The following is a 22,433-nucleotide window of genomic DNA, read 5'->3' on the forward strand; positions in this document are numbered from 1 at the left end:
CCCCGGCGGCGCCCGAGGCGGCCGGCTCAGGCGGTGGGCTCAAGCGGCGGCGGCCGAGGCCCCGCACCGGCCGGGGGTTGCCTAGGCCCCCGGCCGGCCCGAAGGTTACTTCTTCTTGCGCTTCTCGCGGATCTTCATCGTCACCTCGATCGGAGAGCCCGCGAAGCCGAACTCCTCGCGGATGCGCCGCTCCAGGAACCGGCGGTAGGTCTCCTCCAGGAACGCCGAGGTGAACAGCACGAACTTCGGCGGTTCCGTGGACGCCTGGGTGGCGAACAGGATCTTCGGCTGCCGGCCGCCGCGCACCGGCGGCGGGGTGGCCTGCAGCAGCTCGGTGAGGAACTGGTTGAGCCGGGCCGTCGGCACCCGCGTGCCCCACGACTCCAGGGCCCGCTCGATGGCCGGGGCCAGCTTCTCGACATGGCGGCCCGTCTTCGCCGAGATGTTCACCCGCAGCGCCCAGGGCGTGCGGACGAGCTGCCGGTCGATCTCCTTCTCCAGGTAGTAGCGCCGGTCCTCGTCGACCAGGTCCCACTTGTTGAACGCGACCACCATCGCCCGGCCCGACTCGATGACCAGGCCGATGATCCGCAGGTCCTGCTCGGTCAGCACCTCGGAGGCGTCGATCAGCACGACCGCGACCTCCGCCCGCTCCAGCGCGGCCCGCGTGCGCATCGCCGCGTAGAAGTCGGCGCCCTTCAGCTCGCGGTCGCGCCGCCGGATGCCGGCCGTGTCGATGAACCGGTACGTCGTGCCGCCCAGCTCGACCAGCTCGTCGACGGGGTCGCGGGTGGTGCCGGCCATCGGGTCGACGAGCACCCGCTCCTCACCGGCGAGCTTGTTGAGCAGCGACGACTTGCCCACATTGGGCTTGCCCAGCAGCGCGATCCGGCGCGGGCCGCGCCGTTCGCCGAACGTCTGCGGCGGCGTCTCGGGCAGCGCGTCGAGCACCACGTCGAGCAGGTCGCCGCTGGCGCGGCCGTGCAGGGCCGAGACGGGGTGCGGCTCGCCCAGGCCGAGCGACCACAGCCCGCTCGCCTCCAGCTCCATCTGCTGGTTGTCGACCTTGTTGGCGGCCAGCACCACCGGCTTGCCGGAACGGCGCAGGACCGCGCCGACGGCCTCGTCGGAGTCGGTGACGCCGACGCTCGCGTCCACCACGAACAGGATCACGTCGGCCAGCTCGGCCGCGATCTGCGCCTGCTCGGCGATGCGCAGCGCCATACCGGTCGCGTCGGGGTCCCAGCCACCGGTGTCGACCAGCGTGAACCGGCGGCCCCGCCAGGTCGCCTCGTAGGTGACCCGGTCGCGGGTCACGCCCGGCACGTCCTCCACGACCGCCTCACGGCGGCCGATGATGCGGTTGACCAGCGTCGACTTGCCGACGTTGGGGCGCCCCACCACGGCGACGACCGGCAGCGGGCCCGCGTCGGGCTCCCGCTCGGTCTCCTCACCGGAAAGCTCGGCGAGCTCGGCCTCGATCCAGCCGCCCTCGTCCTCGTCGTACTCCCCCGTCACGTCCATACCCTGCCTCATCGGCTGCTCTTCCCGTTTCTCCCCGGCCTCCCGTGAGGCCTCCCGGCGGACCGCTTCCGGGGCCGGGCTCCGTTCGTACGCCGCACCGCGTGGCCCATCCCCGGCGCGGCGGACGCGGCGCGGGAGGGGGGTCAGGCGGGGCGGGCGGGCGTCAGACCCGCTCCTTGACGAGCCGGAGCACCTCGGCGATCACCTCGTCCAGGTCCAGCGGCGTCGTGTCCAGTTCCACCGCGTCCGCGGCCTTCGCCAGCGGATCGGCCTTGCGCGTCGAGTCGAGCGCGTCGCGCCGGGCCATCGCGGCCTTCTGCGCCTCCACCGTCGTGCCGTCCAGCTCCGCCGTACGGCGCAGGGCGCGGGCCTCGGGGTCCGCGGTGAGGTAGATCTTGACGGGCGCGTCCGGCGCTACCACGGTGCCGATGTCGCGGCCCTCGACCACGATCCCGCCACCGGGCAGGGAATCGGCGATGATCTGCCGCTGCAGGGCCACCAGCCGGCGGCGTACCTCCGGGACCGCGCTGACGGCCGACACCGCGCCGGTCACCTCGGGGCCGCGGATCGGCCCGTTGACGTCGACGCCGTCCACGGTGACACCCGGCGCGTCGGGGTCGGTGCTCATCACCAGTGTGGGCTCGCCGGCCCTCGCGGCGATCTCGGCGGCGTCCTCCAGGTTCACGCCCCGCTGGAGCATCCACCAGGTGACCGCGCGATACATGGCGCCCGTGTCGAGGTATCGCAGGCCCAGCGCCCGCGCGACGCCCCGCGAGGCGCTCGACTTGCCCGATCCCGAGGGACCGTCCATGGCGACGACCAGACCGGACACCGGTTCTCCTTCTCCCCATCGAGTTGTCGCCCACGAGGCTACCGGGATACCGCCGGAAAGCGTGCATCGGCGGCGGACCTGCCGCCCTGGACCGGACGGCGCCGGACGGCCACGCCGAGACCGGGCCCTCCCGCGCCCGTTCCATATATCCCTGTGTAGCTTCCTGCGCGGATTGACCTTGCCCCTGGGTGAAGCCGCAGCATCGTCGGCACCGGCCACGGCGGCCGGGACGAGGAGGACCGGGAGGAGGAGTGGTGCGGGAGCTGCTGACCATCGGGACGTTCGCACGGGCCGCCCGGCTGTCGCCCAAGGCGTTGCGGCTCTACGACGAGGCCGGGCTGCTGCGGCCCGCCGCGGTGGACGGCGAGTCGGGTTACCGCTACTACGACCCGGCGCAGCTGGAGCGGGCCCGCCTGATCGCCCGGTTGCGGCGGCTCGGCATGCCGCTGGCGCGCATCCGGCGGGTGTGCGACCTGCCCGCGCAGGACGCGGCCGAGGAGGTGGCCGCCTATTGGCGGCAGGTCACGGCCGAGACCCGGTCCCGGGACCGGCTCGCCGCCTTCCTCGTCGACCACCTGTCGGGAAGGGGCAGTGCCGTGCAGGACGCCACGACCACGCTGGAGATCCTTTATGCCGCCCGGTCGGAGCCGGGCCCGGTGCGGACGAGCAACGAGGACTTCGCGTACGCCGACGAGCGACTGCTGGCGGTGGCCGACGGCATGCGCGGCCAGGGCGGCGACCGCGCGAGCGCGGCGGCCGTCGACGCGCTCAATCGCCTGCTGACCCTGCCGGTGCCCGCCGAGGACCTGCTCGGCGCGATCGCCGACGCCGTCGGCGACGCCGAGCGCGCGATCCGGGAGATCGCCGCCTCCATGCCCTCGGGAGAGGCGGTCACCACGCTGACCGCGCTCGTGTGGTCCGGGTCGCGACCCGCGCTGGTGCACATCGGCGACAGCCGGGCCTACCTGTTCCGCGGCGGAGGGCTGTTCCAGATCACCCACGACCACTCGTACGTGCAGTCGTTGATCGACGAGGGCCGCCTCACCCCGGAGGAGGCCGCCTCCCACCCGAGGCGCTCGCTCCTCGTCCGCGCGCTGACCGGCGCCGGGTCCTCCCTGCCCGACCTGTCGATGCGCGAGGCCGCACCCGGCGACCGTTATCTGCTCTGTACGGACGGGCTGCCGGGTGTCGTGCCCGCCCGCGTGCTGCGCGAGACGCTCGGCGGCCCCGGAGGTCCGCAGCAGGTCGTCGACGAGCTGATCGACCGCGCGTACGCCGCCGGAGCCCCCGACAACGTGGCCTGCGTGGTGGCGGACGTGACAGCCCGCCCGGCGGCGGAGGAGGATTCCACGGCCGCCGGCGAAGCCGGGGCCGCGCGATGAGCCCCACGACGGCGCGGCAGCCCCGCTCTGCCACCCGATCCTCCAGGCGGGCCTCCGTTCGGGCCTCCGTTCGGGCCTTCGGCGTCGACTGGCGGCCGCTGGCCGTCCCGGCGTTCCGCCGGATGTGGGCCGCCTCGGTGATCTGTGCCGTGGGCGGATCCTTCAGCGTGGTCGCGGTGCCGACGCAGCTGTTCACGGTCACCGGATCGTCGTCGGCCGTGGGAACCGCCGCGGGGTTGTCGTTCGCCACGCTGGTCGTGGCAGCGGTGTGGAGCGGCGCCCGCGCCGACGTGAAGGACCGCCGGACGATACTGCTGGCCGCCCACCTCGGCCTGGCGCTGACGTACACGGCGCTGTGGCTCCAGGCGGTCCTGGGCGGCCGCTCCGTCCCCGTCCTGCTGGTGGCGGTGGCCTTCCAGGGGCTGACGTACGGGACGGTGCTGACGACGACGGGGGCCACCGTGCCCCGTCTCGTCCCGGCCGAGCTGCTGCCCGCGGCCAACAGCCTCAGCTCGCTGGTCCGCTACGGCGGGTCGGTCCTGGGGCCGATGCTCGCCGGTGTGCTGGTCCCGGTCGTGGGGCTCGGCACGCTGTACCTGTTCGACGCCGTCGCGCTGCTCGCCGTGGTGTGGGCCGTCGCCATGCTGCCGCCACTGCCGCCGCCTCCCGCGACGGGCACGCAGGACACAGCGAACGCGGCGGGCACCGGGGGCAATGGGGGCAACGGGGGCAACGGGGGCAACGGGGGCAGGCCGAGCGAGGGGAGCGTGGCGGGCAAGGAGGCCGCGGCGGGCGCGGAGCACGCGGCGAACGCGGCGGGGCGGATGCTTGCCGGGTTCCGCTACCTGGCGGCCGACCGGCTGCTCGTGGCGGTGCTGGCCGTGGACCTCGCGGCCATGGTCTTCGGCATGCCGTCTGCGCTGTTCCCCGAACTGGCCCGTGACGTCTTCGGCGGCGCGGCCGGGGGCGGCCCGGAGACGGGACTGCTCTACGCCGCCTATCCCGCCGGGGTCGTCGTGGCCGGGCTGCTGTCGGGCACGTTCACCCGTGCTCGACGCCACGGCGCGCTCGTGGCGGGTGCCGCCGTCGTGTGGGGGCTCGCCGTCGTGCTCGTCGGCCTGGCCGCCGAGCTGTGGATCGCGGTGTCGGCACTCGCGCTCGGCGGCGCGGTCAACTGCGTGCTGAGCGCCTTCCGCACCACGATCACGCAGGCGCGCACCGACGACGCCGTACGCGGGCGCGTGCAGGGCGCGCTCACCATCGTGCTGAACGGAGGGCCGCAGATCGCGAACCTGCTGCACGGTTTCGCCAGCGCACGCGTGCACGACCTTGCCGGCGGGCACTTGCACGATCCCACCAGCGCGCACCTGCACGACCTCACCAGCGCGCACCTGCACGACCTCACCAGCGTGCACTTGCACGATCCCACCAGCGCGCACCTGCACGACCTCACCAGCGCGCACCTGCACGACCTCACCAGCGTGCACTTGCACGATCCCACCAGCGCGCACCTGCACGACCTCACCAGCGTGCACCTGCACGACGCCACCGCCGGTGTGCTGGACGGCCCACGCCTCGTGATCTGCGCGGGCGGGCTGCTCACCGTGATCACCGCGGCGGCGATCGCCTGGGCGGTCCCCGAGCTGCGCCGCTACAGCGCTTCCGCTCCCGCCACGGCCCCGCTCCCGCCCCAGAGCCGGAACCAGGCGGGCCGGCTCGCCGGGCGACGCCCGAAAGGTTGCCGGGAGGCCGCCGGAGAGAGGCGTGGGAAACCCGGAAAGGCGCACGGACGCCTCGCCCGCCGCCGGCGCTGGGCCAGGAATATCCACACGACCTAAGTGACAGGCCCTTCTCCACCTAAAGAAACATGTTCCCCGGCGCCTTCTGGCCCCCTATATCGCTGCGATGTTTTCATCGCTGCCGTGAGTTGACGTGCGAGGAGGAGATCGTTCGTGCGAATCGATTTTCACGGCATAACTGCCGGGCCCGAGATATTCGGGGACTGGGCGGCGCGGGCGGAGGAGCTGGGTTACGACTCGATCTGGCTGTCGGAGACCCAGCACGATCCGTTCGTCGGCCTGACCGCCGCGGCCCTGCGCACCACCCGGCCCTCCATCCGGACGGGCCTGGCCGTGGTTTTCGCCAGGAACCCGATGACGACCGCGATGCTGGCCAACGACCTCCAGCTGGTCTCCCGGGGGCGTTTCGCGCTCGGCATCGGATCACAGCTGCAGACGCACATCACCAAGCGTTTCAGCATGCCCTGGTCCAGCCCGGCGCCGCGGATGCGCGAGTACATCCTGGCGCTGCGTGCCATCTGGGAGTGCTTCGCGACGGACGGGCGGCTGCGCTTCCGCGGCGAGTTCTACCGCCACACGGTCATGAGCCCGTTCTTCAATCCCGGGCCCAATCCGTACGGCCCGCCGCCGATCCTGCTGGCCGGGGTGGGGCCGATGATGACGCGCCTGGCCGGCGAGCTGGCGGACGGGTTCCTCGCGCACATCATGACCACCCGCAAGGCCCTGGAGGAGGTCACCCTGCCCACGCTGCGCCAGGCGCGTGAGGCGGCGGGCAAGTCGATGGACGGCTTCCAGGTCCATGTGACGCCGATCGTCGCGGTCAGCGACGACGAGCGGGAGCTCCAGGCGGCGATCCGCCGGGCCAAGGAGTCGATCGCCTACTACGCCTCCATCCCGAGCTACGCGCCGGTGCTGGAACTGCACGGCATGGGCGCACTGAAGGACGAGCTCTACCGGCTGGCCGGGGCCGGCCGGGCCGCCGAGATGCCGGACGCCGTCGACGACTCGGTGCTGGAGACGTTCGCGATCGTCGGCGGGTTCAAGGAGGCCGCGGTCAAGATCCACGAGCGGTTCGGCGACCTGGCCACCAGCCTCGCCTTCTTCCAGTCGATCGAGCGCTCGCCCGACGAGATCCAGCCGTTGCACGAGGCCCTGCGCGGCCAGTTGTCCTGACAGGACCGGTCGTCCTGACAGAAGACGCGAGACGAGCGGTGGCCGGGAGCCGGCCACCGCTCGTTTCGGTCTCGCCCCGCGTGCCGCTCAGTTCTCCGACCCGACCGCCGCCGGTGGGAGGAACTCCGGCAGGACGACGGCCTCGCCGAGCCGGCGAAGCCGCCCACGACCACGATCACCGCGAGCGCCCTCCCGGAGGGGCAGAAGTGCCGTGGCCGGGAGGGCCGCCGCGACGACGGGTGCGAGCATCATCGCCCGTTGACGGAGAACGCGTAGAACGTCTTGCTGCCCTTGCCGTGGATGAAGCGGTTGTCGTATCCGTTGCCCCAGAACACGGTGCCGTCGACAATGGCCGGCCCGGCGTTCGAGGATCCCTCACCCAGGTAGTCCCAGAGGATCTTGCCGGTGGCGCCGTCCAGGGCGTACATGTGACCGCTCATGGAACCGGCGAACATGACCCCGTTGGCCGTGGTCACCGCGGCCATCGTCTCCTCGTTGGACGGATCGGCGCGCTGCCACAGGATCCTGCCGGTGACCGCGTCGAGCGCGAAGAAGATGCCGTTCGTGGTCACCGTCCCGTCGGGAAGCGTGTACGCCACGTGGCTGGTGTTGGCGTTGCTCAGATAGATCTGGCGCCCGTCGGTGGCGCTGCCCCACTCGATGCCGCCGTGCGTGCCGCCGGGGCCCACCTGCCTCTTCCAGATGGTCTTGCCGGTCCGGGCGTCGAACAGCCAGTACACACCGCTCTTCTGGCCCGCGCCGACCACCAGGCGCGGCAGCCCGCCGGGGCCGGGAACGGTGTAGAGATGGCCGCCCTCGGCGAAGTCGTAGTCGCCGCCGTTGTGCGGCGGGCAGTGCTCCGGAGGGCCGATCTGGCAGGCCACGGTCCAGGCGTCGAACACCTTGTCCCCGGCCGCCCACTTGATCGCGCCGGTGGTCAGGTCCAGCGCGAGCAACTGGTCGATGTGGTTGTCGTCGGGCAGGCACTCCTCGGGCGTGCCGCCGTTCTCCTGGCACTGCAGGACGTCGTCGGGCAGGCTCACGTTCTGACCCGTCCCGATGATCACCTGGTGGTGCACGGGGTCGATCACCGGGTTGGTGGGCCACACCCCGCCGCCGGCGAACCCGCCCGGCCTGCCGCCGTTGTCGGGCACGGTGTACGTCTTCCAGAGGATCCTGCCCGTCGCGGCGTCCACCGCGTTCATGCTGCCGCGGAAGCTGCAGCAGGGGTAGCCGGGCAGGCCCGCCAGCGCGGCCTCCTTCGAGGAGACGCCCTGGTAGACGACCCCGTTGTAGACGACGGGCGAGCCGGTGAGCACGGCCGCGAACTGGTCGTCCAGGGTGGTCTTCCAGATCAGGTCGCCGGTCCGGGCGTCCACGGCCATGAGGTGCGCGCCCTGGCCGCCGTTCGGGCCGTTCTGGTCGCCGAAGTACAGCCGGCCGTTGACGTAGGCCGGGCTCGACCGGACGATGCTGCCCTCGATGCCGTTCCAGTCCGACACCTTGCGCTGCCAGATCACCTTGCCCGTGGCGGCGTTCAGCTTGTAGAAGTAGCCGCCCCAGTCGGGCACGTAGACCGCGCCGTCGACCACGGCGGGGATGGCCGAGGTGTCGCCGGTCGTGGTGAAGGTCCACTTGACGGCGAGCCGGCGGGCGTTCGCCGGGCTGATGCGCCGTTCGAAGGGGTTGGACTTGCTGTTGAAGGTGTCGTGGCCGCCCATGGCCCAGTCCGCCGGGGACGGCAGACCCCATGTCCGGGCCGGCACCGGGACCGACGCCTGGGCCGGGGCCGTGCTCGCCCCCACCACCAGGGCCATGACCGCGGCGGCCACCAGCCGCATGCGCACTCGCCTCGTCATCACAGCCCCTCCGCCGCGGCGGCGTCGGCGGGCGTGCGGTGCTCGGGGGTGAACACCCCGATCTGCCGCAGCAGGGTCAGCTCGTCCCGGGCGCCCCAGTGCTCGACCGCCTTCCCGTCCGCGATCCGGTAGAAGTGCAGATGCTGCACCCGCACCTGCCTGCCGGTCGGCGCCACGCCCAGGAAGTCGCCCGTGTGCCTGCCGCTGAAGGTCACCCGGCAGGCGAACTTGTCGCCTTCGGCGATGAACTCGTCCACCTGCCACCTGGCCTCGGAGAAGGCGCGGCGCATGTAGCGGGCCGTCGCGAGGTATCCCTCCGGGCCGCCGCCCACGCCCGGCGACGCCTCGTGATCCACGAAATCCGGCGCCACGTACTTCCTGGCCGCCTCGTCGTCCAGCTCGCCGAACACCTTGGCGATGCCGATCGCCACCTCGACCAGTTCGGGCGTCGCGCCGGGTGGCGGGGCCTGCACCGAGGAGAGCATCTCCCCTACCTCGTCGATCATCATCGTTTCCTTTCTGCCGGTGCCTCGGTGGTTCAGTGGCCCAGACCGGATCCGCCGCTGATCGGGATCGCGGCGCCGGTGATGAACGAGGCCTCGTCGGAGGCCAGGAAACGCACGGCCGGCGCCACCTCCTCGGGGCGTCCCGACCTGCGCAACGCGGTGATGCTGTGCAGATAGGCGCGGTGCTCCGCGCTGAGGCCCGCCACCATGTCGGTCTCGATGAGGCCCGGCATGACCACGTTGACGGTGACCTTGCGGGGACCGAGCTCCCAGGCGAGGGAGCGGGCGAAGCCGACGAGGGCGGCCTTGGACGCGGCGTAGTTGGTCACGCCCGGCGAGCCCCAGAAGGCGGTGGTGGAGCCGATGAAGATGATCCGCCCCCACCGGGCCTTGACCATGTCCGTGACGGTCGCCTTGGCCACCCGCATGGCGCCGAGGAGGTTGGTGTCGACGACGGTGGCGAAGTCCTGCTCCTTCATCGCCATGAACAGGTTGTCCCTGGTGGTGCCGGCGTTGGCGACCAGGACCTGGACCGGGCCGTGCTGCACCCGCACCTCGTCCACGGCCGCCTCCACCGAGGCGCTGTCGGTCACGTCGCACCGCACGCCGAACAGGCCCTCGGGCGGCTCGCCCGAGCGATAGGTGACGGCGACCTTGTCACCCGCGTCGGCGAACGCGCGGGCGATGGCCAGGCCGATCCCGCGGTTGCCCCCGGTGACCAGGACGGAACGGCTCACGGTGTCCTCACTTTCAGGTGCTCGCCCAGCGCGGTGATCGCCTGGGCCGTGTCGGTGAACCGGACGGCGCGCCATCCGGCGGCCTCCGCGCCCTCGCAGTTCCTGGCCAGGTCGTCGACGAAGATCGAGCGGGAGGCGGGCACGCCGGACCGCCGTACGGCGAGCTCGAAGATCTCCCTGCCGGGCTTGCGGCAGCCCACCTCGAAGGACAGCACCACCTCGTCGAAGTGGGCGGCGGGGTCGATCATGCGGCGCCAGTGGTCGTCCCACGCGGGCACCATGTTGGACAGCAGCCCGACGAAGAAGCCCTGGCCGCGCAGCGCGCGCAGGTGCCCGGCCCACTCGTGGTTGGCCTCGCGGCCGTCGAACCACGCGTCGGCCAGGCTCGTCAGGCGGGGCTCGATCCCGTGGTCGGCGCGCAGCACCTCGCCGATCTGGGCCAGCCACTCGCTCTCGGTCACGAGGGGCGTGTCGATCGGCAGCATGATGTCGTCGGTGCCGTACGTCGCGGTGACCTTGAGCACGGCGTCGATCAGCGGCTCCATGGGGATGTTCTGCTTGGTGCAGAAAGTGGCCAGCGTGTGGCTGATGGGCGGAGTCAGGACGCCGCCGAAGTCGGTCCAGATCGCCTCGACGGGTTCAGCCATGGCGCACCATCGCCAGCGTCACCTCGGCGATCACCGTGCCGTCCTGCGTGAAGGAGACGTCCACCCGGTCGCGTGCCGGCCCGCCCGCGCCGGAGCCGCGCGCCCGATCACCGCTCGCGCCGTACGGCACGCGGACCGCGGCGGCGTGCACGGGCAGGTCGAGCTCGGCGAAACGGCGGAACCCGCCTGTCACCGAGACCGGCCAGACCACCGCGTCGCCGCAGGCCACCACCGCGAGCTGGCGCGCCGCCTCGGTCAGCACCATCGCGGGCAGGTGGTCGTAGTCGTGGTCGAACAGGGACCGGTTGCCGAACCGGGGCCGCACGAGCGCCCGCGCCCCCGCCTCCCCGCGCTCGACCTGGGCGAGGACGACGTTGAGAGGGTTGTTCCGCCCGACCACGGCGGGCGGAGCCGCGAGCGGGCCGGCGTCGTCGGGCATCTCTCCGGTGGAAGGAGCGGGAGTGCCCCGGACCACGGTGCGCAGCGCCGCCAGCTCGTCGTGCGAGACGACCTGGACCTGCATCTCGTGCGTGCCGGCGTGCCGGTCGCCGAGCCGCAGGTCCTGGCGGACCACTCCCTGGCGTACGCGCCCCCGGCGCAGCCGGGTGACCTCGAAACGGCTGTCGATGAGCAGCTCGCCGGGCAGGCGCCCGATCCGCAGGGCGTCGGCGTCGGGCAGATCCAGCTCGAACCTGTCGACCATCATGATCGTGTCAGGCGGGAAGCCCAGCATGTGCCCGCCGGCTATCCCGGCCTGACGGCCCGCCTCGAGGATCAGCAGCGGGTCGAACAGACCAGGCCCGCACGGATGGTCGCTGTAGTACCCGTGGCTGAGCGGCAACTGGGCGGCCACCAGCAGCCGCTGGGGCCCGGCCAGGGCCATGTCGGTCACGAACACCTCGGCGACCGAGGTCCGGTGGACGAGTGTGCGCTCCATGGTGCGGTTGAAACGTAATTCGGCGGCGCTCACCGGGTCGTCGGCGACTTCCAGGTCGACCGTCATCATCACCTCCACTGAATGGAAATGGAGCAGAGGCGACTGTGACACAGGCCGATGAAACGGAGGTAGAAGGACGATAAAAGCAGACGGGCGCATACCACTTTCGGCTCACTCGCCTTGCCGGTCGCACGACGGCCTGTTTAACGTTCCGGCACGGAAAAGGCAGTCGCCGAAGGGATCAGCAATGGATATTCACGAGAAGGTGCGCGACATCATTTCGCAGGAGCTCGAACTGGAGCCCGGCGAGCTCACCGAGACGGGTCATTTCATCGACGAATACGACGCCGACTCCCTTTCCCTCATCACGATCCTGGCCCGCATCGAGAAGGAGCTGGGGATCGCCGTCCCGCAGGACGAGCTGCCCAACATGCCGAACCTGCAGGGCGTGTACCAGGTCATGGACAAGCTCGCCGGAGAGACCAGCGGTGTCTGAGCCCCGCCGCGTGGTCATCACCGGGCTGGGCGCGGTCAGCTGCATCGGCATCGGGGTCGAGGCGTTCGTCGAAGGGCTGCGGGCGGGCCGCACGGGCTTTTCCCCCATCCGCAGCTTCGACGCCTCGGAGTTCCCGTCGGTCGTCGCCGCCGAGGTGCACGACTTCGATCCCGCCGCCCTCGTCGAGCGGCTGGACCCCGGGCAGTGGGGGCGCAGCGGGCAGTTCGCCGCGGCCGCCGCGCGGCTCGCCGTACGGGACGCCGGAATCGACCCGGACCTGCTGTCGGCGCGCCGGACGGGTTCGATCATGGGCACCACGGCCGGCGAGTCGCAGGTGCTCCAGGCCGCGGTGGAGCAGTGGGTCGGCAACGGGCTGAAGAACGTCGACCCCCGCCTGCCCGGGATGACGCCCGTCAGCCAGATCGCCAACGCGGTCAGCTACGAGCTGCGGCTGTCCGGCGACTCCCAGACGATCCCCACGGCCTGCTCGGCGAGCAACATGGCCCTGGGGTACGCCTTCGACCTGGTGCGCACCGGACAGGCGGACTTCATGCTCGCCGGGGGCGCCGACGCGGTGAACCGGGCCTGCCACGCGGGCTTCTACCGTCTCGGCGCGCTGGCGGAGCAGGTCTGCCGGCCGTTCGACGTGAACAGGTCGGGCATCATCACCGGCGAGGGCGGCGCGGTGCTGCTGCTGGAGCCGCTGGACCACGCGCTGGCCCGCGGCGCGCGGATCTACGCCGAGGTCCTGGGCTACGGCGTCAACTGCGACGCCAGGCACATGGTCAACCCGGACGCCGACAGCATCGCCGAGTGCATCAGGATCGCCCACCGCTACGCGGGGGTGCGCGCCGAGCAGATCGACTACATCTGCGCGCACGGCACCGGCACACCGACCAACGACCTCACCGAGGTGAAGGCGGTGCGCGAGGTGTTCGGCGACCGGCTGCCGCCCGTCAGCTCGATCAAGTCGATGATCGGCCACACCATGGGCGCGGCCAGCGCGTTCGGCGCGATCGCCTGCAGCAAGGCCATCGAGGAGGGCTTCCTGCCCCCGACGGCGACCGTGCAGGAGCTGGACCCCGCGCTCGGCGAGGGGCTGGACGTGGTTCCCGGCGCGGCGCGGCCGGCCTCCGTCCAGGTGGCGCAGAACCAGGGGCTCGCCTTCGGCGGCAACAACGTCGTGATGATATTCGGGAGGTTGCGTTGAGCCTCGTCCTCACCGAGACACCGCTGGCGATCACCTCGTGCGGCGTCGTCTCCCCCGCGGGACTCGGGCTGGAGCCCCTGGAGCACGCGTTGCGGCACGGCCTGGAGAGCCGGGCCGAACCGGAGGAGTCGCCCGAGGACTATCCGCCCCGCCCGTTGTGGGCGATTCCCGACCTCGAGGTGGCCGAGCTGCTGGGCCGCAAGGGGCTGCGGCACGTCGACCGCTTCACGAAGCTGGGGCTGGTGGCGTGCCGGCTCGCCCTGGACGGGATCGGCGGGCTCGACGCGGACGCCGGGGCCGACACCGGTGTGGTGCTCGCCACCAACACCGGGAGCCTGACCAGCATGGTCGAGGTCGGCATCGACACGCTCGTGCAGGAGAAGCCCTACCTGGTCAACCCCGGCAACTTCCCCAACGTGGTGACGAACGCCTGCACCGGGCAGGTGGCCATCCGCAACTCCCTGCGTGCCGTCAACTCCGTCGTGTCCAGCGGCCAGGCCGCGAGCCTGGCCGCCATCCGGTTCGCCCGTACGGCCATCGAGCAGCGCCGGGCGGGCAGGGTCCTGGTCGGCGGCGTGGAGGAGCTGTCGCCCGCCGCCGCCTGGGGCTGGCACCTGTCCGGGGCGCTGGTGGACGACGCGCCGGTCGGCGAGGGCTGCGCCCTGTTCCTCGTCGAGGACGCGGAGGCGGTCAGGGCGTCCGGCCGGACCGCGCCGGCCGAGATGCTGGCCTGCGAGGTCGCCTACCGGGGCCACGGCACCGCGCAGGAGCAGGCCGAGGCGCTGACGGAGTGCGTGGAGCGGGCGCTGGAGCGCAGCGGGGTGAGCCCCGGAGCGGTCGACACGGCCAGTCTGGGCGCGACCAACCACTGGGTCCGCGACGACCTGGAGAGATGGGCTCTCGGAGAGGCGCTCGGCCGTCCCGTCCCGCACGTCAGGGTGGGCGAGGTCCTGGGCGAGCTCTACAGCGCCAGCGGCGCCATGCAGCTGGCCGCGCTGCTCGCGCTGTGGCGTGAGCCGGCCAGGGAGCCCCGCATCGGGCTGGTCACGTCCATCGGCGAGGACGGCAACGTGGGTTGTCTGGTGGTGCGCGAGTGGCGCTGAACCTCTCCTGCGTGGGCAAGGTCTACCCGCCGAGCGAGCCGTACGAGGTCAGCAGGGAGAAGATCAAGGAGTTCGCCCTGGCCCTGCGCGACGGGCACGACGCCTACGTGGATCCGCGGGCGGCGCGTGCGCTGGGCTACCCCGACGTGATCGCGCCGCCGAGCTTTCCCATGGTGGTCACGCTCGACGCGGAGTATCGGGCGGTGCTCGACCCCGAGCTCGGCGCCCAGGGCCAGGACCGCTTCGTCCACCGGGAGCAGCGCTTCGCCTACGAACGCCCGATCCACGCGGGCGACGTCATCACCGTGACCGTGCGCCTGGCCGCGGTGGAGACGCTCGCCCGGGGCGACGTGGTCAGCTACGAGAGCCGGATCACCGACCTGGGCGGACGGCACGTCTGCACGGGCCGGTCGATCTTCGTCGTCTTCGGGGAGGAGGTGCCTCGGTGACCGTCCAGAGCGTGACCCGGCCACGCTACGACCTGCTGGAGCCGGGCTTCCGGCTGCCCTCGCGCGCCTTCCGGGTGCGGCGCAAGGATCTGGTCAGGTACGGCGGGGCCGCCCGCGACTACAACCCCATCCACTGGGACGACCGTACGGCCACCGGGTTCGGCCTGCCCGGGCCCATCGCGCAGGGCATGCTGACGATGGGCCTGGCGCTGGGCTACCTCGTCGAGTGGGCTGGCGATCCCGGCGCCGTGGTCGACTTCGGCGGGCGCTTCCCCCGGCTGGTTCCGGTGCCCGACGACGACGCCGGCGTCGAGCTGACCGTGGAGGCGTCGGTGGCGGAGAAGCTGGAGCCGCCGAAGGTGCGGGTGAACCTCGCCGTACGGCTCGACGGGGCGAAGGTCCTGCTCATGCCCAAGGTGATCGTCGCGCTGCGGTGAGCGGAGGCCGCTACCCGGCCTCGGCCAGCACGGCCAGCTGGAGCCGCCGCACCTCGGCGGAGGGTTCCACGCCCAGCTCGTCGTGCAGCATCCGGCGCAGGCTCTGCACCGCGTTCAGCGCGTCGCCGCGGCGTCCCGAGCGGTGCAGGGCCTCGATCAGCCGGGCGTGGAACCATTCGTTCAGCGTGTGCACCGCGACCAGCTCGCGCAGGTCGGCGATGAGCTCCCGATGCCGGCCCAGGCTCATGCCCGCCTCGACCCACAGCTCCAGCCCCCGGATGCGCACCTCCTCCAGGTGCGCGACGTGCTGGGCGAGGACCGGGCCGAGCGGCACGTTGGTGAGGGGCGAGCCCCGCCACAGGTCCAGGGCCCGGCGCAGCACCCCGGCGGCGGTCTCCGCGTCGCCCTTCTCCAGGTGCAGCCGCCCCTCGCCGACCATCCGGCGGAACCTGTCCACGTCACCCTGCCCGGGCGGCACCCGGAGCAGGTAGCCGGTCGGCTCGGTCACCAGCAGCCCGGCCGCGCCCGGCAGCCCCGCCTCCCGCTCCAGCCCCGTCCGCAGGTTGTAGACGTGGGTGCGGATGGTCTGCACCGCCGTACGCGGCGGGCTGCCGTCCCACAGCTCCTCGACGAGCGTGTCGAGGGTGACCGTCTGCGATGGCCGCATCAGCAGCAGCGACAGAAGCTGCCGCACCTTCGGCCCGCGTGGAGTCCACTTCTTGTCCCCCTGATTCAGCTCGACAGCTCCCAGCAGGGAAAAAGACAACATCTCCGCCTCCCGGTCCGGTTGCCGATCACTCCCTAGACTGCCCGTACGCCAGGTGAGGCCCCCAGTGCACATAGGGGGTAGGGCGTACCGCTCCCGAGGCATCGCCTCTACCCCCAAAGAGGAATGCCGCCCGACCGGACCGCGCGCATAGATTCACCGCTGACCGGCACGTCTCCGCGTACGGAAGGGTCGCGATGCCGCTGAATGCCGCTCTGGTGGGCCGGGTCTACCCCGCCACCGATCCCTATCTCGTCAGCCGGGAGAAGATCCGGGAGTTCGCCCGGGCCATCGGCGACTCCGGTGATCCGGCGTGCGCCCCGCCCACCTTCGCGGTCGTGGTCACGATGCCTGCCGAGCTGCGCGTCGTCTTCGATCCCGAGGTCGGGTTCGACACGACGAGGCTGCTCCACCGGGAGCAGCGCTTCGAGCACCGGCGGCCCATCGAGCCGGGCGACGAGCTGACCGTGACGGTCACCGTCGCCGAGGCCGGCCACGTGGGCGGCACGGACGTGCTCACCCTCTCCAGCGTCGTGCGCACGACCGAGGACGAGCTGGTCTGCACCGGCACGTCGACGCTGATCGCGAGGTCCGATGGCTGAGCCCCGCTACGAGGAGGTCGGCGTCGGCACCCGCCTGCCCGGGCTCACCCACACCCTGCGACGCGGCGACCTCGTCGTCTACGCGGGCGCGTCGGGCGACTTCAACCCCATCCACTGGAGCGAGCGCGCGGCGGCCGGGGCGGGCCTGCCGGCCGTCGTCGCGCACGGCATGCTCACCCTGGGCGTGGCCCTGCGGGTGCTCACCGAGTGGGCGGGCCGCGACACGGTGCTGGAGTGCGCCACCAGGTTCGCGGCGCCGGTGCTGGTGCCCGACACCGACGAGGGCGTCGAGATCACGGCCGGCGCGGTGGTGAGCGAGAAGCTCGGCGACGGCCGGGTGCGGGTGGACCTCACCGTCCGGTGCGGCGGGGAGAAGGTCCTCGCGCGCCCGCGCGCCGTGGTCAGGCTGCGCTGACCCCACCCCGGCCTTGCCCACGGGTCCTGCTGCCTTTTCAGTCCTGCTGCTCGCCCTCGGCCGTGAAGACGGTCTCGCCGAACCGGCGTACGGTCTCGGCCTCCTGCGAGAGCCGGCGCAACGCGGTGAGCATCGAGTCGCCGATGGCGGTCCAGATGACGATCGCCTCGGCCATCCCGTCCAGGTTCCTGCGCGCCAGGACCCCGTCCACCTCCATCGTCGTCATCTCGCCGACGATCTCGGCGTAGCGGTCGAGCATGGCGAGGTAGTCGTCCTGGCCGAGGCGGCGCAGCGTGGCCAGCGCCTCGGCGAGCTGGAGCCGGGCGGGGTTGTTGCGCGAGACCTTCCAGCCGTGCTTGGCGAGCAGACCGTCCACCTGCTCGCCGGCCCACTCCCATGCCTCGTCCGGCTCGTGCTCCCTGCGGGGGGTCAGCGCGTACTGGGCCTTGCCCAGGCGGGCGAGGTCGCTCGTCTGCGCGTCCATCAGGCTCAGCACGTCGCGGGTGGCGGCGATGGACAGCCCGCCGACCTCGACCAGCGCCCTGACCAGTTTGAGCCGGCGCAGGTGCGTCTCGTCATACTGCGCCTGGTTGAACTTGGTGCGCTCGCCCGCGGGCAGCAGCCCCTCGCGGACGTAGTACTTGATCGTGGGGATGGACACGCCGCTCTCCCGGCTGAGCTCACCTATGCGCACGTCGCCGCCCTCCCCATCCTTACGCCGATCGTTTCCAGAATAGATAGCGGAAGTTGTGCTTATCCACTTTCGATCGTGCTCAAAGTGGTCTCCTCACGTTCGCCCGGGGTGGCGGAGACGGGACGCGGCACCAGCATCGCGACGACGGCGCCCAGCAGCACGATCGCGGTCCCGGCCCACAGCGCCGGATGCAGACCGGCGACGAACCGCGCCGGCGCCGCGTAGCCTCCCGCCGTCGCGAACACCGCCGACAGCACGGCCACGCCCAGCACCACCCCGATCTGACGCATCGCGTTGTTGACGCCCGAGGCCAGCCCTTCCTCGTCGGTGGAGACGTAGTCCATGGCCACGCGGGCGGCCAGGGCGAAGAACAGGCCCATGCCGACGCCCGCGACCACCATTCCCGGGAGAAGCACGACGTACGCGACGTCCGTGGTGGAGACCACCGCGAACCAGGCGAGGGCGGCGGCCTGCAGCAGCGCCCCCGCGGTGAGCAGCCGCCGCGGCCCGATCCGGTCGCCGAACACGCCGGCGGCCGGCGCGACCAGCAGCGGCATCATGGTCCACGGCAGGGTCATCGCGCCGGCGCGCAGCGGGGTGTGCCCCAGGGCGTTCTGCAGGAACTGCGTCAGCAGGAAGACCGCGCCGAACATGCCGCCCTGGACGAGCAGCGCGACCGCGTTCGACAGCGTGAAGCCGCGGCTGCGGAACAGGCGCGGCGGGATGATGGGGTAGGCGGCGCGCCGCTCCCACCGGACGAACACGGCCAGGATCGCGAGCCCGGCCAGGACGGACAGCACGACCTGCGGGTGCAGCCAGCCGAGCCGTACGCTGCGGATCAGGCCGTAGACGATCCCGAACAGGCCGGCCGTGACGAGCACGGTGCCGCGGACGTCGAGACGGTCGTGCGGGCCCCTGCCGGCGCCCAGCAGCCGTGCGGCGAGCGGCGCGAGCACCAGCCCGATCGGCACGTTGATCCAGAACACCCACTGCCAGTCGCCGTACTCGACGATGAGCCCGCCGATCCAGGGGCCCAGCGCGATGCCGAGGCCGCTCATGCCGCCGAAGCCCGCGATGGCCAGGCCGCGCCTGGCGGGCGGCGCCGCCGTCACCACCAGGGTGAGGGCGAGCGGGAAGACGAGTGCGGCGCCGATGCCCTGGACGGCGCGGGACGCGACCAGCACGCCGACGGATCCGGCGGAGGCCGCGGTGGCCGAGGCGGCGGTGAACACCAGCAGCCCCGTCACGAAGACCCGCCGCCGCCCGAAGCGGTCCCCGAGGACGGCCGCGGTGAGCAGGCAGACCGCGTAGGTGAGCGTGTAGGAGTTCACCGTCCACTCCAGCCCCTCGAGAGAGGCCCGGAACTGCCGCTGGATCGTCGGCAGCGCGGTGGTGACGACGAGGTTGTCCAGGGCGGTCATGAAGGCCGCCAGACCGGCGATCAGGAACGTGACCAGACCGCCCCTGCGTGAGCTCATGGAGGCCTCCTGAGGCCCGTTGCGCAATGAACATGGATAGTGGATAGTGAAGCTGACGGTAATTATAGATAGCCCAACTTTCCACCTCTTGACAGATGAGGGCAGTTCATGTTCAGCGCTCTAGGCACTTTCGTGGTCCGACGGCGTCTATGGATAGTGATAGGCGCCCTGATCTTCGCCATCGGCGCGGGCGGCTGGGGCACCGGTGTCCTGGGCGCGCTCGGTGGCGGAGCCGGCTTCGACGATCCGGGCAGCGAGTCCGTCCACGCCGACAAGGTGCTGGCCGGGCCGCTCGGCAGGTACGCCAACGACGTGGTCGTCCTCTACGAGAGCGACACCCTGACAGTGGACGACCCGAGGTTCGCCGAGCCCGTCCAGCGGGCGATCGCGTCGGTGCCGCGCGACGACGTCGTGCGGCTCGAGTCCTTCTGGTCCACCCACTCGCAGAGCTTCGTCTCCAAGGACCGGCACGCGACCTACGTCACCGTGCAGCTCGGCTCCAGCGTCGACCAGGAGCGTGTGCAGATGCTCCGGGCGATCCAGGACAAGTTCAAGGCCGACGGCCTCACCGTCCGCTTCGGCGGCATCACCTCGATGACCGACCAGGTCAACCGCCAGACCATGCGGGACCTGCTGTTCGCCGAGGCACTGTCCATCCCGATCCTGCTGATCCTGCTGGTGGTCATCTTCCGCAGCCTGCCGGCCGCCTCGCTTCCGCTGCTCGTCGGCATCGTCGCGGCGCTGGGCTCACTCGCCGTGCTGCGGCTGGTGACCTTCTTCACCGACATCTCGACCTTCGCCATCCAGGTGGTCACCATCCTGGGGCTGGGCCTGGCCATCGACTACGCGCTGCTCATGGTCACCCGGTTCAGGGAGGAGATGAGCCAGGGCAGGCCCCTGGACGAGGCGATCCGCCGGACCACCGCCGCGGCCGGCCGCACGATCATGTTCTCCGGCCTGGTCGTGGCGATCTCACTGGCCGGGCTGACCCTCTTCCCGTCCAGGTTCCTGCTGTCGATGGGCTTCGCCGGCGCCGGAGTGACGCTGCTGGCCGTGCTGGCGTCGCTGACCGTGCTCCCCGCCCTGCTGCGTCTCGGGGGCCGGCGGCTGGTGCCGCGCCGGGGCCGCGCGCTGTCCGCCCCGCCCGAGCAGGGGCGCTGGTATCGCGTCGCCCACGCGGTGATGCGGCGCCCGCTGGTGACCACGATCGGCATCGTGGTCCTGCTCGTTGGGCTCGGCCTGCCGTTCGCCGGGGTCAACTGGGCCCGGCCCGGCGACTGGGTGCTGCCCGCCTCCGCCGACGCCCGCGTGGTCACCGGGGAGATGGCGGCCAGGTTCGACGGCGATCCCGGCAAGCTCATGACGATGGTCGTCGAGTCCGCGCCCGACCGCGCGGCACTCGACGCCTACGCGACGCGGCTCGGCGCGGTGCCGGGCGTCGCGGACGCCCGCGTCACCGGGACCCAGGGGACCGAGGGACGGGTGACGCTCGCCTACTCGGGCGACCCGATGTCGCGTGAGTCGCGCCGCATGGTGGAGGACCTGCGCGCCGTCACCCCGCCCCCGGGCGCGAAGACCTCGCTCACCGGAATGCCCGCCTCCCGGGTCGACATCGTCGACATGGTCACCTCGCGGATGGTGTGGATGGCGCTGTTCGTCGCGGTCGTCTCCTTCGTGGTGCTCTTCATGGCCTTCGGTTCGGTCCTGCTGCCGCTGAAGTCCGTGCTCTTCAACCTCCTGTCTCTGTCGGCGTCCTTCGGCGCCATCAAGCTGATCTTCCAGGACGGCTGGCTCTCCGGAGCGCTGGGCTTCGTCCCGATCGGCGCGGTCGACGTGAACTTCCCCGTGCTGATCGTGGCCATCGCCTTCGGCCTGGCCATGGACTACGAGGTGTTCCTGCTGTCGCGCATCCGCGAGCAGTGGATGCTGACGGGCGATCCCGTCGAGTCGGTGGCGGTCGGCCTCCAGCGCACCGCGAAGATCATCACGAGTGCCGCGCTCCTGGTCGTGGTCGTCGTCGGCGGCTTCGCCGTCTCCGGCATCGCGTTCATGAAGATGGCCGGAATCGGCCTGGTCATCGCGGTCGTCGTGGACGCCACCATCGTCCGCAGCCTCCTCGTGCCCGCGACCATGCGGCTGCTGGGCCGCTACGCCTGGTGGGCGCCGCGGCCCCTGGCCCGGCTGTGGGACCGGTTCGGCGTACGGGAGGGCGAGTCCGTCGTGGAAGCCGGGCAGGTCGACGCGAAGGTCTGAGCCCGGGGGCCGGGTCCCCCGGCCGCCGGCGGCTTCGTTTCCGGCAGATCCCCCGGTGCGGCCCGAGGCGGGCCGCACCGGGGGCGACAACTTCGACAGGAGGTCCCATGCGAGCGCTCCTCCGCAGTGTGCTCGGCCTGCACCGCACGCTCATCGTCTTCTGCGGCGCGATGGCCGTGCTCGCAGTGGTGTCCCTGGTGGGGCTCGTCGTCGACGACCGCACCCTCCTCGGCGTGCCCGTGTGGATGAAGCCGTTCAAGTTCGCCGTCTCGTTCGGCGTCTACAGCCTGACCCTGGCCTGGCTGCTGACGCTGCTGAAGCGCGCCCCGGTCGTGGCCAGACGGCTCGGCGACCTGATCGCGGGCATGAGCACGGTGGGCGTCGGCCTCATCACGCTCCAGGCGGCGCGGGGACGGCAGAGCCATTTCAACGTGAGCACCCCGCAGGACGCGGCGATCTTCGGCCTCATGGGGACGCTGGTGACCGCCCTCTGGGTGGTGACCATCGCCGTCACCGGGCTGGTGCTGCTGCACCGGGTCGGCGACCGGCCCACGGCCTCGGCGCTGCGCCTCGGGCTCGCGCTGTGCGTCGCCGGCATGGCCGAGGCCTACCTGATGGTGGGCTCCACGTCCAACGCCGGCGGCGTCTCCGGGGCGCACAGCGTCGGCGTGCCCGACGGCGGGCCGGGGCTGCCCATCCTCGGCTGGAGCACCACCGGGGGCGATCTCCGGGTGGCGCACTTCGCCGGGCTGCACGCCCTGCAGGCCCTGCCCCTGCTGCTGGCGGCCCTCCGGGCGCTGGGCACGCGGGTGCCCGTCCTCGCCGACGACGGTGTGCGCCTGGGCCTGGTCAGGGTGGCGGCCGCCGGATTCGGCGGGCTGCTCGTGCTGCTCACCTGGCAGGCGCTCAGGGGCGAGCCGCTGATCTACCCCGGCCCTTCCACCGTGACCGCGTTCGCCGTACTGGTGGCGGCCGTGACGTCGGCCGCCGCGGCGGTGGTCGTCGCGGGCGCGCGGCGCGTCCGGACCGGCCCCCGCCCGCCCGTCCCCGCCCGGGCCTGAACCCCCTCGTCCACCGGACCGCTCCCGCTCCTCCCTGCCGCCGGTGCGGGAGCGCCGATCGCCCCGGCCGGGC

General features: G+C 72.0%; 22 protein-coding genes. 12 read left to right on the plus strand and 10 right to left on the minus strand.

Going from position 1 to position 22,433, the window contains the following annotated elements:
• Positions 1–105: 105 nt before the first annotated feature.
• Positions 106–1,536, minus strand: a complete 1,431-nt coding sequence (gene der, locus FLV34_RS00605; RefSeq protein WP_142645164.1) for a ribosome biogenesis GTPase Der — start codon at positions 1,534–1,536, stop codon at positions 106–108.
• A 151-nt stretch (positions 1,537–1,687) separates the two neighbouring features.
• Complete coding sequence (cmk, locus tag FLV34_RS00610; protein WP_142645244.1) at positions 1,688–2,335, minus strand: (d)CMP kinase; 648 nt, start codon at positions 2,333–2,335, stop codon at positions 1,688–1,690.
• A gap of 275 nt (positions 2,336–2,610) precedes the next feature.
• Between cmk and FLV34_RS00615 the strand changes: the two genes are divergently transcribed.
• From FLV34_RS00615 to FLV34_RS00625, 3 genes are all read left to right on the plus strand, one after another.
• Positions 2,611–3,738: a MerR family transcriptional regulator gene (locus FLV34_RS00615; protein WP_222709376.1), complete on the plus strand. Its 1,128-nt coding sequence runs from the start codon at positions 2,611–2,613 to the stop codon at positions 3,736–3,738.
• On the plus strand, positions 3,735–5,576 hold the full coding sequence (locus FLV34_RS00620; protein ID WP_147942138.1) for an MFS transporter: 1,842 nt from the start codon (positions 3,735–3,737) through the stop codon (positions 5,574–5,576). Before FLV34_RS00615 ends, FLV34_RS00620 begins: the two co-directional genes overlap by 4 nt.
• Positions 5,577–5,690: 114 nt before the next feature.
• Positions 5,691–6,710 carry a TIGR03617 family F420-dependent LLM class oxidoreductase gene (locus tag FLV34_RS00625; RefSeq protein ID WP_142645162.1) on the plus strand — a complete coding sequence of 340 codons (1,020 nt, stop codon included), beginning with the start codon at positions 5,691–5,693 and terminating at the stop codon, positions 6,708–6,710.
• A 248-nt stretch (positions 6,711–6,958) separates the two neighbouring features.
• Here FLV34_RS00625 and FLV34_RS00630 read toward each other — a convergent pair whose 3' ends face one another.
• The 5 genes from FLV34_RS00630 to FLV34_RS00650 are packed head-to-tail and all read right to left on the minus strand — an operon-like array spanning position 6,959 to position 11,465.
• Positions 6,959–8,569 (minus strand): PQQ-binding-like beta-propeller repeat protein, encoded by a 1,611-nt coding sequence (locus tag FLV34_RS00630; protein ID WP_142645161.1) that lies wholly within the window; start codon positions 8,567–8,569, stop codon positions 6,959–6,961.
• Positions 8,569–9,078, minus strand: coding sequence for an ester cyclase (locus FLV34_RS00635; RefSeq protein WP_205829684.1), 510 nt, complete (start codon positions 9,076–9,078; stop codon positions 8,569–8,571). The genes FLV34_RS00630 and FLV34_RS00635 overlap by 1 nt, the downstream gene beginning before the upstream one ends.
• A 29-nt stretch (positions 9,079–9,107) precedes the next feature.
• The gene (gene fabG / locus FLV34_RS00640; protein ID WP_142645160.1) at positions 9,108–9,812 is read right to left on the minus strand and encodes a 3-oxoacyl-ACP reductase FabG; all 705 of its coding nucleotides are present in this window, start codon (positions 9,810–9,812) and stop codon (positions 9,108–9,110) included.
• Positions 9,809–10,459, minus strand: coding sequence for an HAD family phosphatase (locus FLV34_RS00645; RefSeq protein ID WP_142645159.1), 651 nt, complete (start codon positions 10,457–10,459; stop codon positions 9,809–9,811). Before FLV34_RS00645 ends, fabG begins: the two co-directional genes overlap by 4 nt.
• Positions 10,452–11,465, minus strand: a complete 1,014-nt coding sequence (locus FLV34_RS00650) for an AfsA-related hotdog domain-containing protein (protein WP_168065563.1) — start codon at positions 11,463–11,465, stop codon at positions 10,452–10,454. The genes FLV34_RS00645 and FLV34_RS00650 overlap by 8 nt, the downstream gene beginning before the upstream one ends.
• 178 nt (positions 11,466–11,643) lie before the next feature.
• Between FLV34_RS00650 and FLV34_RS00655 the strand changes: the two genes are divergently transcribed.
• Genes FLV34_RS00655 through FLV34_RS00675 form a run of 5 tightly spaced genes read left to right on the plus strand, consistent with a single transcriptional unit; the run spans position 11,644 to position 15,091 of the window.
• Complete coding sequence (locus FLV34_RS00655) at positions 11,644–11,892, plus strand: acyl carrier protein (RefSeq protein ID WP_142645157.1); 249 nt, start codon at positions 11,644–11,646, stop codon at positions 11,890–11,892.
• On the plus strand, positions 11,885–13,102 hold the full coding sequence (locus FLV34_RS00660) for a beta-ketoacyl synthase (protein ID WP_147942139.1): 1,218 nt from the start codon (positions 11,885–11,887) through the stop codon (positions 13,100–13,102). The genes FLV34_RS00655 and FLV34_RS00660 overlap by 8 nt, the downstream gene beginning before the upstream one ends.
• Complete coding sequence (locus tag FLV34_RS00665) at positions 13,099–14,205, plus strand: beta-ketoacyl synthase N-terminal-like domain-containing protein (RefSeq protein WP_168065561.1); 1,107 nt, start codon at positions 13,099–13,101, stop codon at positions 14,203–14,205. The genes FLV34_RS00660 and FLV34_RS00665 overlap by 4 nt, the downstream gene beginning before the upstream one ends.
• On the plus strand, positions 14,196–14,654 hold the full coding sequence (locus tag FLV34_RS00670) for a MaoC family dehydratase N-terminal domain-containing protein (RefSeq protein WP_168065559.1): 459 nt from the start codon (positions 14,196–14,198) through the stop codon (positions 14,652–14,654). The genes FLV34_RS00665 and FLV34_RS00670 overlap by 10 nt, the downstream gene beginning before the upstream one ends.
• Entirely contained in the window at positions 14,651–15,091 is a 441-nt protein-coding gene (locus FLV34_RS00675) for a MaoC/PaaZ C-terminal domain-containing protein (RefSeq protein WP_260617032.1), read from the plus strand. Before FLV34_RS00670 ends, FLV34_RS00675 begins: the two co-directional genes overlap by 4 nt.
• Positions 15,092–15,101: 10 nt before the next feature.
• Here FLV34_RS00675 and FLV34_RS00680 read toward each other — a convergent pair whose 3' ends face one another.
• Positions 15,102–15,860 carry an AfsR/SARP family transcriptional regulator gene (locus FLV34_RS00680; RefSeq protein WP_187280509.1) on the minus strand — a complete coding sequence of 253 codons (759 nt, stop codon included), beginning with the start codon at positions 15,858–15,860 and terminating at the stop codon, positions 15,102–15,104.
• Positions 15,861–16,054: 194 nt separating this feature from the next.
• On the opposite strand from FLV34_RS00680, the gene FLV34_RS00685 reads away from it, so the two are divergent.
• Both FLV34_RS00685 and FLV34_RS00690 read left to right on the plus strand, forming a co-directional pair.
• Positions 16,055–16,459 (plus strand): MaoC family dehydratase N-terminal domain-containing protein, encoded by a 405-nt coding sequence (locus FLV34_RS00685; protein WP_142645152.1) that lies wholly within the window; start codon positions 16,055–16,057, stop codon positions 16,457–16,459.
• Positions 16,452–16,874 carry a MaoC/PaaZ C-terminal domain-containing protein gene (locus tag FLV34_RS00690; RefSeq protein ID WP_142645151.1) on the plus strand — a complete coding sequence of 141 codons (423 nt, stop codon included), beginning with the start codon at positions 16,452–16,454 and terminating at the stop codon, positions 16,872–16,874. The genes FLV34_RS00685 and FLV34_RS00690 overlap by 8 nt, the downstream gene beginning before the upstream one ends.
• A 37-nt stretch (positions 16,875–16,911) precedes the next feature.
• On the opposite strand, the gene FLV34_RS00695 is transcribed toward FLV34_RS00690, so the two are convergent.
• Positions 16,912–17,568 (minus strand): MerR family transcriptional regulator, encoded by a 657-nt coding sequence (locus tag FLV34_RS00695; RefSeq protein ID WP_142645150.1) that lies wholly within the window; start codon positions 17,566–17,568, stop codon positions 16,912–16,914.
• 59 nt (positions 17,569–17,627) lie between these two features.
• Entirely contained in the window at positions 17,628–19,046 is a 1,419-nt protein-coding gene (locus FLV34_RS00700) for an MFS transporter (protein WP_142645149.1), read from the minus strand.
• Between the two features lie 156 nt (positions 19,047–19,202).
• On the opposite strand from FLV34_RS00700, the gene FLV34_RS00705 reads away from it, so the two are divergent.
• Positions 19,203–21,299 carry an MMPL family transporter gene (locus FLV34_RS00705; RefSeq protein WP_222709377.1) on the plus strand — a complete coding sequence of 699 codons (2,097 nt, stop codon included), beginning with the start codon at positions 19,203–19,205 and terminating at the stop codon, positions 21,297–21,299.
• Positions 21,300–21,406: 107 nt separating this feature from the next.
• Positions 21,407–22,360, plus strand: a complete 954-nt coding sequence (locus FLV34_RS00710; RefSeq protein WP_147942142.1) for a hypothetical protein — start codon at positions 21,407–21,409, stop codon at positions 22,358–22,360.
• Positions 22,361–22,433: the final 73 nt, after the last annotated feature.

Origin of the sequence: Microbispora sp. CSR-4, from assembly GCF_008033685.1 — a bacterium.
In the GTDB taxonomy this organism is placed as follows: Bacteria; Actinomycetota; Actinomycetes; order Streptosporangiales; family Streptosporangiaceae; genus Microbispora.